At 33.9% G+C, this 11,510-nt stretch carries 13 protein-coding genes and 2 pseudogenes; 12 read left to right on the top strand and 3 right to left on the bottom strand.

Annotation, left to right across the window (positions count from 1 at the left end; genetic code table 11):
• Nucleotides 1-427, top strand: a pseudogene (locus JFT89_RS12695) (SH3 domain-containing protein); the annotation flags it as partial.
• 52 nt (nucleotides 428-479) lie between these two features.
• On the top strand, nucleotides 480-1,688 hold the full coding sequence (locus JFT89_RS12690) for an HNH endonuclease family protein (RefSeq protein ID WP_307838607.1): 1,209 nt from the start codon (nucleotides 480-482) through the stop codon (nucleotides 1,686-1,688).
• A gap of 48 nt (nucleotides 1,689-1,736) precedes the next feature.
• Here JFT89_RS12690 and JFT89_RS12685 read toward each other — a convergent pair.
• A pseudogene (locus tag JFT89_RS12685) lies at nucleotides 1,737-2,388 on the bottom strand (HNH endonuclease).
• 141 nt (nucleotides 2,389-2,529) lie between these two features.
• On the opposite strand from JFT89_RS12685, the gene JFT89_RS12680 reads away from it, so the two are divergent.
• From JFT89_RS12680 to JFT89_RS12670, 4 genes are all read left to right on the top strand, one after another.
• Nucleotides 2,530-2,862, top strand: coding sequence for a nucleotide pyrophosphohydrolase (locus JFT89_RS12680; RefSeq protein ID WP_201040115.1), 333 nt, complete (start codon nucleotides 2,530-2,532; stop codon nucleotides 2,860-2,862).
• A 32-nt stretch (nucleotides 2,863-2,894) separates the two neighbouring features.
• Complete coding sequence (locus JFT89_RS12675; protein ID WP_201040114.1) at nucleotides 2,895-3,878, top strand: HNH endonuclease; 984 nt, start codon at nucleotides 2,895-2,897, stop codon at nucleotides 3,876-3,878.
• Between the two features lie 221 nt (nucleotides 3,879-4,099).
• A complete protein-coding gene (locus tag JFT89_RS30495; protein ID WP_001086026.1) occupies nucleotides 4,100-4,234 on the top strand; it encodes a hypothetical protein in 135 nt (44 codons plus the stop codon).
• Between the two features lie 239 nt (nucleotides 4,235-4,473).
• Nucleotides 4,474-4,752: a helix-turn-helix transcriptional regulator gene (locus tag JFT89_RS12670; protein ID WP_201040113.1), complete on the top strand. Its 279-nt coding sequence runs from the start codon at nucleotides 4,474-4,476 to the stop codon at nucleotides 4,750-4,752.
• Between the two features lie 66 nt (nucleotides 4,753-4,818).
• Here the strand turns inward: JFT89_RS12670 and JFT89_RS12665 are convergent, their stop codons facing one another.
• Entirely contained in the window at nucleotides 4,819-5,241 is a 423-nt protein-coding gene (locus tag JFT89_RS12665; protein WP_201040112.1) for a type II toxin-antitoxin system HicB family antitoxin, read from the bottom strand.
• Between the two features lie 271 nt (nucleotides 5,242-5,512).
• Complete coding sequence (locus JFT89_RS12660; RefSeq protein ID WP_000352021.1) at nucleotides 5,513-5,674, bottom strand: hypothetical protein; 162 nt, start codon at nucleotides 5,672-5,674, stop codon at nucleotides 5,513-5,515.
• Between the two features lie 332 nt (nucleotides 5,675-6,006).
• Here JFT89_RS12660 and JFT89_RS12655 point away from each other — a divergent pair, with 332 nt between their 5' ends.
• From JFT89_RS12655 to JFT89_RS12630, 6 genes are all read left to right on the top strand, one after another.
• Nucleotides 6,007-6,303, top strand: coding sequence for an HNH endonuclease (locus JFT89_RS12655; protein WP_098651791.1), 297 nt, complete (start codon nucleotides 6,007-6,009; stop codon nucleotides 6,301-6,303).
• A 166-nt stretch (nucleotides 6,304-6,469) separates the two neighbouring features.
• Nucleotides 6,470-6,841: a hypothetical protein gene (locus JFT89_RS12650; protein ID WP_042510948.1), complete on the top strand. Its 372-nt coding sequence runs from the start codon at nucleotides 6,470-6,472 to the stop codon at nucleotides 6,839-6,841.
• Nucleotides 6,838-8,526, top strand: a complete 1,689-nt coding sequence (locus tag JFT89_RS12645) for a terminase large subunit (RefSeq protein WP_201040111.1) — start codon at nucleotides 6,838-6,840, stop codon at nucleotides 8,524-8,526. The genes JFT89_RS12650 and JFT89_RS12645 overlap by 4 nt, the downstream gene beginning before the upstream one ends.
• Before the next feature lie 15 nt (nucleotides 8,527-8,541).
• Nucleotides 8,542-9,753, top strand: coding sequence for a phage portal protein (locus JFT89_RS12640; RefSeq protein WP_201040110.1), 1,212 nt, complete (start codon nucleotides 8,542-8,544; stop codon nucleotides 9,751-9,753).
• Entirely contained in the window at nucleotides 9,719-10,303 is a 585-nt protein-coding gene (locus JFT89_RS12635; protein WP_201040109.1) for an HK97 family phage prohead protease, read from the top strand. Before JFT89_RS12640 ends, JFT89_RS12635 begins: the two co-directional genes overlap by 35 nt.
• 13 nt (nucleotides 10,304-10,316) lie before the next feature.
• Entirely contained in the window at nucleotides 10,317-11,480 is a 1,164-nt protein-coding gene (locus JFT89_RS12630) for a phage major capsid protein (RefSeq protein ID WP_201040108.1), read from the top strand.
• Nucleotides 11,481-11,510 lie beyond the last annotated feature (30 nt).

Genomic DNA, 11,510 nt, shown 5'->3' with positions numbered 1-11,510 from the left:
AAACATTCGTGCTGGAGCGAATACTGATTCAGAAATTCTTGGCACGCTTAAAAAAGATGACTTGATTGAAACGACAAATCAAGTACAAAACGAATGGTTACAATTCGAATATGGCGGGAAAGCGGCGTATGTTCACATACCATTTTTAACAGGTACAGCACCTGTTATTGAAAGAAAAGAAGTTCCAGCTCAAGATGAAGCGCCAACTAAGGTGAAAACGGCGGTTAAAAATGATACATCAGTTAAGGTGAAAGCGCCGGCTAAAAATGATACGGCAGTTAACGGAAAGGAATCAGTTAAAAGTGGAGCATCAAGTAAACCAGTAGCGCAAGCGAAGCCGGCAACTAAGCCAGTGGCGAAATCTACTGAAACAAGTGAACCTGCTGGTCGTGAAATAACAGTAGAAGCGACAGCTTACACAGCTCACCTCGAAATTAAAGATTTAAAGGCACGTTTGGAAGAATTGGAGAGATGGAAAGGTGATAAAAATAAAGCGTGACAATTTGCATCCTCTAGCTAGAAGGCACTATGAAGAGTATTTTAAGAAAAAAGGTTTTTTAGAAAAGTTAGAGCAAATTGTAGAAGTAGAAGAAAACCTTACATGGAGAAAATTTTTTATTACTATAAGAAATCAAATTGAAAACATTATCATGGGTAATCCTAATCATTTAAATGAAATAGTTATTAATATTAATAAAAAATATAGAAGTGTAATGGGTAAGATACATAAGCATAATGGTTTAAAGAAAAAGCTTAAAAATTATGAAAAACAGCGAAAAATATTAAGAAAAGAATTTGAGGTTCTTCGTGGAAAAGAGGTGTCTGTGACTCGAATCGCTGCTGTTAAAGAAGAGGATAAAAAAGTGGCTTGTATGATTAAATTAGTTAACCGTTACATTCAGGAAGGAAAGAGTTTAATAGATACACTAGCGGTTATATTTGATTATGATCACTTTTGCAGACAGTATAGTAAGGGGAATGAAAAAAAATGGGGGGCTTATGAATTAGTTAAACAATTAAAGGTTGAGGTATGTCCATATTGTAATAGGCAATTTATCACTGTATCTGAGCCAAATGAAGAAGAAAAAGGTAGAACAAGACCACAATTAGATCATTTTTATAGTCAGTCTAGATTTCCTTTTTTAGCAGTTTCTTTTTTTAATCTTATACCTTGTTGTCATGTATGTAATTCTAATTTAAAAGGAAATCAAGAGTTTTCAATAAATACGCATATACATCCATATGAAAAGGGCTTTGGAGATTTGGTCCAATTTACTCTCCAATTTAAAGAGGGAAATGGACAATTAGATTATTTAAAAGCCTGGTACTCAAACCCCGATATATTTTCCATTGGTTTTAAAGTGAACGAAATTGAAAAACAAAAGTATGATGATAAGGAAATTGAGTTGTTACTTAAAAGAATAGACAATAATAAAAAAACATTTAAATTAAATTCATTATATAACTCTCACACAGATTATGTAGGAGAGATACTTTTGAAATCTTTAAGATACAATGATGCTAAAATTGATTCATTATGTCATGAGTTCCCTAATCTGTTTCCTTCAAAACATGATGTAGTAAGAGTAGTATATTCTAATTATGTTGATACTGCACAATTAGATAAAAGAGTTTTATCAAAATTAACAAGAGACATTACTCAAGAATTCGGAATAAAATATACCTAATAAGTTAGTAATACCACTCCTTAATACATAAGAAGCGGTATTACGCTTTTATAAATGTGTTTTATTTAATAATAGTTTTAATTCTTCGATACTTAACCATGGTTTACGTCTATGTAACATTCTGTGACAATTAGAACATACCATTATAATATCCTCAATTTTGGTCGTTTCTCCTTCTTTTAATTGAGATACAGGGGTTATATGATGTCCCTCAATGTAATCTTTTCCTAATTCACCATATGTTTTATAAAAATCAAAACCACAAATTTCACAGAAGAGTTTTCCTCCATGTTTTTGTTTAAAGTGTTCTTGCTAATGGAATGACTTGGTTATTACGTTCATAGGACAGGTGAGTTCTAAGTATTTGTTTACCTTCAGAAAACTCCTCCTCAAGATCGATTAAATTCCAATCATTATCATCATTATTATTATCGAAGTCTCTTAATCCCCAACACACATTTCCTTTACCATTTACAGCATAAAATAAGTCCTGTTCTCCTTTATAAATATCACATTCACTAGAATGATAATAGATGGTCTTTCTAATTTGTGCACCTATTGATTGTTCATGCTGATATTTACTTAGGTCTATTTTATTACGTTCCATAACTTTGGTTTTAATTTGACTTAGTGTTCCATCTCCACCTAACTCTGTTAATATTTCTATGATTTCATTTAACCAAGGATTGTTATTTTTCATAGGTATTCCTCCGAGTAAATTATATTTATCATCAGTCTATCTTTTTAAAATTAGTATATCTAAATCTTTGCAATGGAAGCAATTGGTTTTATATAATTGTAGAAGGATTTACCAATGGACAATAGTGGGAGGATTCAAAAAATGAATCAAAATACAATAAAGGAAATTCTTAAGTTTCGAGATGATAGAGACTGGAAGCAATTTCATAACCCTAAGGATTTAGCAATTTCTCTTTCTTTAGAGGCTAGCGAGTTATTGGAGAATTTTCAGTGGAAAAGTAGTGAAGATGCAATAGAACAAAATCTTGAAAACATCAAGGATGAACTAGCTGATGTTTTAATTTATTCTATTTTATTAGCTGACCAAATGAATGTGGATATAGAAGATGTAATTAAAAATAAATTAGAGAAAAATCAAAGAAAATATCCAGTTGAAAAGTCATTTGGATCGAATAAAAAATATAACGAACTTTAGAAAACTAAATAAAACAGAAGAGGTGTAAGTGTATGTACAACGTAATACTGCAACCTACAGGGAATAAAGTAGCTAAATTTAATTTTCAATCCACAATGCGTAATGGCATTGAATTTGAGAAAATTAAGCCTTTCTTACAACAAGAGGATGTTGATAAGTTATCCGGAATTTATAAAGGAAACTTAATCCGTGTTTGGGGGATAACTCCAAGTCCACAGAAGATAAAGCAATGGGAAAAAATCCAAAGAGGAGATATAACTCTCTTTTCAGCGAATAAGCAAATTTTTGCATCTGCTACCATTGCATATAAGGTACATAATTTAGAATTAGCAAAGCATCTGTGGGGAGAAACAGATAGTGGTGAAAGCTGGGAGTATATTTACTTCTTAGATGAAATAAAGCATCAAGCCATTAGTTTAAGTGTCTTTAATAGATTATTAGATTATGAAGAAGGAAATCTAATACAAGGTTTTAGAGTATTAGACCAAGATAAAAGTAACATAATAATGAGTGCTTTTGATTTGTATAGTTCTTCTTATGCTCCAATTAGTACAAAGGAAGAAACAAAGAAAAATATTAGAGACATCATAGGTGACTTAGAACAAAGTGCATCATTGGATAATGAGATAAAAGGCAAGGCTAGAAAAGAGCAAGGGATATTACGTGGATATCTGTTTAATGATAAGAAAACGTGTAACTGTGGAATTTGTGGGAAAGAGTATCCTATAGATTTACTTGTAGCTGCACATATTAAGAAAAGAGCATTTTGTAGCATAGAAGAAAGGTTAGATATTGAAAATATAGCCATACCTATGTGTAAATTTGGTTGTGATGATTTATTTGAAAAAGGATATATTACTGTCTTGAATGGAGAAATTATTAGCTTGGTTAATAAAGATAATTTACCAGATTCAGTAAGGGATTATATTGAGAGTCTCCAAGGAAAAGAGTGTTTAAAGTGGAATAAAGATAATGCTGAGTATTTTGAATGGCATCTAAATTACCATAAAAAATAAGGGTATTATATAGTTTTTCTATTGAACAAAAGGCATCCGGATTGGGTGCTTTTTGTTTTGGTTTCTGGTTGTAGATAAGCAAGATATCAAAGGAGAAACGTATATTTGATTAGAAATTAAATTGATAAAAACATCAAAAAATAATCAGAAAATGCATGTAAACTGTTTACTTAGGTAAATAGATGTGGTATAATAAATATAGAAAGAAAGGGGGAAACAAATTGGCAAAGTTAGCACTGATACTAGGAATGATACTTACAGCACTAACAATCATCGAAAAAGTCCTAGTCATCCACGAAAAAGTGAAAAAGCTCAAAACCAAACGAAAACGCCCAGCCAGACGTAAACGAAAATGATTTTGAGCGGAAGAGAGAAGCCCACCTTCTCTCTTCTATACACATTATAACAACTTGCCAATTTGTAAACAATATGAAGAAAACAAGTAATTCATCGAACTTCTTAATTATTTTCATTACACTGTTCTACTTTACTTATTTACGAGATTCAGTTGAAGCGAGTATTTTTAAAACGATTTTGGATATTGTGTTAATTATTCTTTTAGTCCTTTATATAATAAATACGTCATTGCGACTCTATGGGGTTTTTAAAGAAAAAAGAGGTGAATAGAGTGTACAAGTTTGAAGATAAAGAGCAACTGCTTTCTTTTTTACATGATGAGGTATTAACGACACCAGAGGTAATGGATGTTTTAGGGATTAGTAAAGCGAGAATTAGTAAAATGATTAAAGATGGTAAACTTGTGCCATTTAAGAAGATGGAACGAGTGAGTTTGTTTCTACGTGAAGATATTGAAGAGAAGAAGAAAGAACTAGAAGTCTTGCGTAGTAAATATAGACCATATGAAGAGGAATAGCCGTTTGTATTAGACGGTTATTTCTTTTTGTGTAAAGAAAAAAGAGATGAAAGTAACTCATCTCTTTTAGATATTTTTATTTTCGGTAACACCCAAATGCTTTTTTAGTGCATCTTGTAACACTTGTGAGTAGTTTACATTATTAGCTTTTCCCATTTTATCAAGCCAATGAGGAATAGTTAATGTTTTCTTTACTGCTTTATTTTCAATTTCACTACGGAATGGTGGCATCCATACTTCAATAAAGCCAATAACTTGATTTTCTTTAGTTTGGATAGAAGCTGGATTAGATGCTGGTGGAATGCTTCCTTTTTTCTCTTCTATTTCGTATAGATGAGTTGCTAACGTCTTTTTAGCTATTTCAAAAGCATCTTCATAGCTATTACCATGAGCATGACAATCTGCAAAGTCAGGAAATGTAACAGTAACCTGCTCATTAGAAAAATCAAAAATAGATGGGTAGATATAGCGATCTTGGTAAGTGCTCATTTGCTTTTCCTCCTGCTAAATATAGTGTAATGGATTTACTTCTTAAATTTCTTGATAATCGAAATGGTGAAGACCAGAATCCATAAAATAATCACTATTAAGTAGATAGTGTCTAACATTTGTAAATTAGAAAAGTCGGTAACAATAAAGAAACGAATTGTTAAAAACAAACAAATAGTATTTAAAATCAATGAAGTTTTTGACATATAGATATGGGAGATGTTAATATTTTTTTGAGAAACCCAACCAGTTGGTTGGGCTTCTTGTTAGCTTACTTGCGTTTTCTTCGCTTAGGTTTTCTGCTTGGTCGGCTGGAACCTTTGCGTTGAGGACGCTTATTTTTTTCTTCTTTGATTTCTTTGAGAAGTATGTATATCGCTAAGATGAAAGAAGAAATCCCGCTTACTTTGTCTAAAATATCTAGAATGTCCATCTCCCTTATTCCCTCCTTTCTATACTCTTATTATAACACGTATTATAATACGTGTAAAGGTAATTCGGTCAATTTATCTATATCTTTTTATAAAATAATATAATGATATAAAATGTTGAGAGGAAAGCTATTGATAGTATTTGCATTCAATATAAGTTTGTCCAATAAGAGGTAAAAGCTTTATTTTTGTCGTACAAAAGCCACCTAATAATAGATAGGGATTAATAACAATTATGTTATATAAAACTTCATTTACCGTATTGGGTTTCGTATAACTTTATATAACAGATAACCGTTCAACATTGAGCGGTTATTTGTTTTGAGGTGGATGCATGGCAATGGAATATGCAAAGAAGTTTTATAAATCCACAGCATGGAAGAAGTGTAGGGATTCATATTTTAAATTTAAATATGGATTGTGTGAGCGATGTAAGGGGAGTGGGAAAATTGTTCACCACAAGGATTACATAACACCAGAGAATATAAATAACCCAGAGATTACATTGAGCTTTCATAACTTAGAACTTTTATGTCAGGATTGCCACAACCGTGAACATCATGAGAAGAATAGTCCAGTTGTTGAAGGAGTAATGTTTGATGAGAATGGGGATTTAATAAAAAAAGAATAAAAATCAAAATAAAAAGTGAACGCTGATATTTCCAAAGAAATAAAAGCCCCCCCATTTCAAAATCTTTTTCGAGTTCTCAAAGGACCGATGAGATACCTTCAAAAAATAAATTGGTCATTCCACGTGACCCCCCTACCCAAAATGCAGAAGAGATGAGGTGTTATTTATGGCGATAAAGAAAGAACTAACAAAAGAAGAACGGGTTAATAAAGAGATAACCAGACTTAGACGGATATATAAAGAAATGCCAAAAGATACCCTCTTGGTAGTAGAGGGGCTAATTGTTGAAGCGGCAGATTTGCGTGTAAGATTAGAAGATGTTCGTAAAGATCTAGATGAAAATGGTTACGATGAAATGTTCTCGCAATCAGAGAATCAAGAGCCTTATGAAAGAGAAAGACCAGCGGCAAGAAGATATATAGCTATGAATAAAAGTTATCAAACGATAATGAAGCAGTTGGGTGATTACATACCTAAAAAACCAGTTGAAAGTAAGGAGAAGGATGATGGGTTTGATGACTTCGTGATGAATAAATGAGGATACAATATCCTTTGTCTTATAACCCAATCATTGAATATTACAGCCTTATTGAATCGGGAAAAGAAATTGTTAGTGAAAAAGTTCGTAGAATATATAAGAAATTAGTTAGTGATATTGGTGATAAAGAAAGTGTATATGAATACGACTCAAAGAAAGCGAACCATGCCATTGAATTCATCGAAAACTTTTGTAAGCACTCAAAGGGAAAATGGGGCGGAAAACCAATTGTTCTAGAAGTATGGCAAAAGGCATTTATTGCAGCAGCATTTGGCTTCGTACATGGAATAGATGGCACAAGAAAATACAGAGAAGTATTACTTGTAGTTGCTCGTAAAAACGGAAAATCTACTGTTGGTTCAGGTATTGGATTGTATTTGCAAATAGCAGATGGGGAACCAGGTTCAGAAGTCTATGCGGTAGCAACTAAGAAAGACCAAGCGAAATTAGTTTGGTTAGAATCAAAGCGAATGGTAAAGAAGTCACCAGCACTATTAAAGCGTATTAAACCTTTAGTATCTGAAATGGTTTCTGAATGGAATGATAGTACATTTAAACCACTTGGTTCTGATAGTGAAACATTAGATGGACTTAACGTACATGGCGCTATGATGGATGAAATTCATGCTTGGAAAGATAAAAATTTGTATGATGTTATTGTAGATGGTACGTCTTCACGAGAACAGCCAATGATATTTATGATTACAACAGCAGGGACTGTCCGAGAGTCAGTGTATGATATGAAGTATGAAGAAGCAGAAATGTTGTTAAATGGACTCGATGATCCGGATGGATATAAAGATGAACGTTTTTTACCCATAATCTACGAGCTGGATAAACGAGAGGAATGGACTGACCCGTCAAAGTGGAAGAAAGCCAACCCTGGGCTTGGAACGATAAAAAAGGTAGACCAACTTGAAACAAAAGTAAACAAGGCAAAAGCAAATTCTTTGCTAGTAAAAAACTTACTAACAAAAGATTTTAATATAAGAGAAACATCAACAGAGGCATGGCTGACTTTTGAGCAACTAAATAATCCTGATACTTTCGATATAGAAAAGTTAAAACCTTCCTATGGAATTGGTGGTTGCGATTTATCTTCAACTACCGATTTAACAGCAGCGAAGGTTATTTTTATGGTTCCAGAAGCCCCGCATATTTATGTGAAGCAGATGTATTGGCTTCCTGAAGATTTACTGGAGCAGCGAAGTAAAGAAGATAAAATCCCATATAATTTATGGCACGAGCAAGGAATATTAAGAACAACCCCGGGAAATTCCGTTCATTATAAATTTGTCACGAAATGGTTCTTAGAAATACGAGATGAATATGGCATTTATCTACCTTGGATTGGCTATGATAAATGGTCAGCGAATTACTGGGTTGAGGACATGCAAGGGTATTTCGGGAAGGAAGCTATGATTCCGGTTGCACAAGGAAAACAGACCCTTTCTAGCCCGATGAAACTTTTAGGAGCTGACTTGGAATCTAAGTTAATAAACTATAATAACCACACAATTGACAAGTGGTGTCTTTCCAACACAGCAATAGACGTTGATAAAAATTTAAATATACAACCAAATAAAACAAAAAACCAACGACGTCGTATTGATGGCACAGCAGCGCTTTTAAATGCATATGTAGTTCTTCAAGAAAAACGAAATGACTACCTCAACATGATTTAAGAAGGAGGTGAGAATTTGGGGTTATTTGATAAGATCTTTGGAAAGAAACAGGCTCCTACTACAACTCGTTTTGAAATGATAAACGATAATGGTGGAGGTTTTTTTGCGTGGAATGGGGACATCTATCAAAGTGACATTATACGAGCTTGTATACGTCCTAAAGCAAAAGCAGTCGGTAAGCTGATAGCCAAGCATATACGAGATAACTCTACTGAATTTAAGGTGAATCCAGATTCCTATATGAGATTTTTACTGGAAGAGCCTAATCCATTGATGACAGGACAAATGTTTCAAGAGAAAATGGCTGTTCAATTAGAGTTGAATCATAATGCATTCGCTTATATTAAGCGTGATGATTTTGGTTATCCTACTGAGATTTATCCCATTCCATGTACAACAGTTGAAGTTGTAGAAGGGGCACAGGGAGACATCTTTTTAAAGTTTTATTTTAAAAATGGTAAGCAGATGACGATTCCGTATACAGATATCATTCATTTGCGTAAAGACTTTAATGATAATGACTTTTTCGGAGAGCATCCTGGTAATGCATTAGCTCAGTTAATGGAGATTGTTACAACTACTGATCAAGGTATTGTTAAAGCTATTAAAAATAGTGCAGTAGTAAAGTGGATTCTTAAGTTTAAGTCAGTACTAAAACAAGAAGATATTGATAGTCAGGTCAAAAACTTTGTAAATAACTATTTAAATATCTCAAATGATGGTGGAGCAGCTTCTTCTGATCCTAGGTATGATTTAGAACAAGTGAAACCTGAAGCGTTTGTACCGGATTCCAAGCAGATGCAAGAAACAGTACAACGTATTTATAATTTCTTTAATACAAACGAAAAGATTATCCAAAGTAAATACAACGAGGATGAATGGACAGCTTATTATGAATCGGAAATTGAGCCATTTGCAATGCAGCTTGCTGGGGAATATACCAGGAAGCTTTTTTCACGTCGAGAAAGGGGATTTGGTAACAAGATTATCTTTGAATCCTCTTCACTTCAATACGCTTCTTTAAGTACAAAGATGGACTTAGTTCAAATGGTCGATAGAGGAGCTATGACACCAAATGAATGGCGTGCAATTCTTTCACTTGGACCAATTGAAGGTGGATCTAAGCCGATTAGAAGATTAGATACAGCTTTAGTTAAAGAAGGAAATGTCACTGATGAAGGAGGTGATGACAATGAACAAGACGGAAAAGAGGGAACTACTGAGTAGTGCTCTTGAAATTAGGGAATTAGAAAATGGCCTTCGAACAATTGCTGGTTATGCAGTTAAATGGGAAATGAAATCTGTAACAATGGGCTATTGGCAACGATTTAAAGAGCAGTTTAAAAAAGGAGCTTTCACAGAGTCCTTGACTCAAGATGATCAATTAGCTTTATGGAGTCACGACACATCGCAAGTCTTAGGAAGAACTAAAAATGGTACTCTTCGTTTATTTGAAGATGAGATTGGACTAAGGTTTGAACTAGACTTAGCCAATACAACACTCGGAAATGACACATACGAGACGATTAAACGCGGTGATGTAGACGGTGTTTCCTTTGGGTTCCAAATGGTCAAAGAAGAATGGGATGAATCAGATCCGGACAATGTAGTTCGTAGTGTAACGAAAGCTAAGTTACTAGAGATTAGTCCAGTAGCTTTCCCGGCTTATCCTGATTCGCAAGTTTCAGCTAGAAGTCATGACCCATATAAACAATTCGTCGATGAAAGAACTGAAACGGAAATACGAAAAAAACTAATTTTAAAAACATATCTATAGGGGAGAGGTTTACTTGAAAACATTACAAGAAATTTTATCTAGAAAAGCAGAAATCCGTTCATTACTTGAGAGTGATAAAGAAATAGATTTAACAGTATTAGAAACTGAATTACGTGAGCTTGATGAATCTCAAAAACAATTTGAAACACGCCAGCGCTTATTGAAAGAGGCCGAGGAAATTAATACTGGTCAAAGTCTAGAAGTTCGTACAGTTGAGACGTTTAATAATGAACCAGAAAAAAGAGATGCTGATTTAGAAGTGTCTGAAAAACGAGGAGAAGCATTAATGGAAAATCGAGCTGTAACTGTAGGGAGTGGAAATGTAGTTCTTCCAAAACATAGCGCATCAGATATCCGCCCAACATTTAATGAAGTTTCTACATTAATTGATCGCGTGTCTACAAAAACATTAAAAGGTGGAGAAAGCTACCAACAACCATATATCAAAAGTTATGGTGAAGGCGATTATACGACTGAAGGTAATGACTACAATACAGCTGAAACAACGTTTGGATATGCAGATATCACAAAGGCAAAAGTTACAGCTTATTCAGAAGACACAGAAGAGCTTCAAAAATTACCAGCGGCTGATTATGATGCTGAAGTAATGAAGGGGATCACGGTAGCTACTCGTAAAAAGTTAACTCGTGAAATTTTAATTGGTACAGGTGCGACGAATCGACTTGCTGGTATTTTCTCGGCAGCAGCTACGGCGATTGATTCAGCAACAGATTTAGAAATTTCAGCAATTGATGCATCTACATTGGATGAGATTATTTATAGCTATGGTGGAGATGAAGATGTAGAAGATGCGGCAGTATTGATTTTAAATAAACTAGACTTAAAAGCATTTGCTAAGCTTCGTACTTCTGATGGTAAAAAGGTATACAACGTAGTATCGCATGGTAACTCAGGGACAATTGATGGAGTGCCATTCATCATTAATAGTGCTTGTAAAGCCGTTTCTGATGCTAAAACGACTGCAGGACAATATAACATGGCATATGGTCCTTTATCAAACTATCAACTTACTATCTTCTCGGATATGGACGTTCAACGATCTACAGACTTTAAATTCAAGCAAGGTATGATTGCTCATAGAGGCTCTGTTTTTGCAGGGGGTAACGTAATTTCTAAGAATGGATTCTTACGAGTGAAGAAAGCGGCTACTGTATAATAGTCGCTTTTCTTTATGGTATAAGGAGGT

Source organism: Bacillus sp. TH25 (assembly GCF_016650935.1).
GTDB classification, from domain to species: domain Bacteria; phylum Bacillota; class Bacilli; order Bacillales; family Bacillaceae_G; genus Bacillus_A; species Bacillus_A mycoides.
The sequence above is the reverse complement of the archived record's forward strand: the minus strand, read 5'-3'. Positions and strand labels throughout refer to the sequence as shown.

Bases quoted from the DNA above. Each gene is read 5' to 3' on its own strand.
- JFT89_RS12680 (WP_201040115.1), top strand. From the start codon at position 2,530: ATGAATCAAAATACAATAAAGGAAATTCTTAAGTTTCGAGATGATAGA.
- JFT89_RS12675 (WP_201040114.1), top strand. From the start codon at position 2,895: ATGTACAACGTAATACTGCAACCTACAGGGAATAAAGTAGCTAAATTT.
- JFT89_RS12645 (WP_201040111.1), top strand. From the start codon at position 6,838: ATGAGGATACAATATCCTTTGTCTTATAACCCAATCATTGAATATTAC.
- JFT89_RS12650 (WP_042510948.1), top strand. From the start codon at position 6,470: ATGGCGATAAAGAAAGAACTAACAAAAGAAGAACGGGTTAATAAAGAG.
- JFT89_RS12635 (WP_201040109.1), top strand. From the start codon at position 9,719: ATGAACAAGACGGAAAAGAGGGAACTACTGAGTAGTGCTCTTGAAATT.
- JFT89_RS12665 (WP_201040112.1), bottom strand. From the start codon at position 5,241: ATGAGCACTTACCAAGATCGCTATATCTACCCATCTATTTTTGATTTT.
- JFT89_RS12660 (WP_000352021.1), bottom strand. From the start codon at position 5,674: ATGGACATTCTAGATATTTTAGACAAAGTAAGCGGGATTTCTTCTTTC.
- JFT89_RS12670 (WP_201040113.1), top strand. From the start codon at position 4,474: ATGGGGTTTTTAAAGAAAAAAGAGGTGAATAGAGTGTACAAGTTTGAA.
- JFT89_RS12655 (WP_098651791.1), top strand. From the start codon at position 6,007: ATGGCAATGGAATATGCAAAGAAGTTTTATAAATCCACAGCATGGAAG.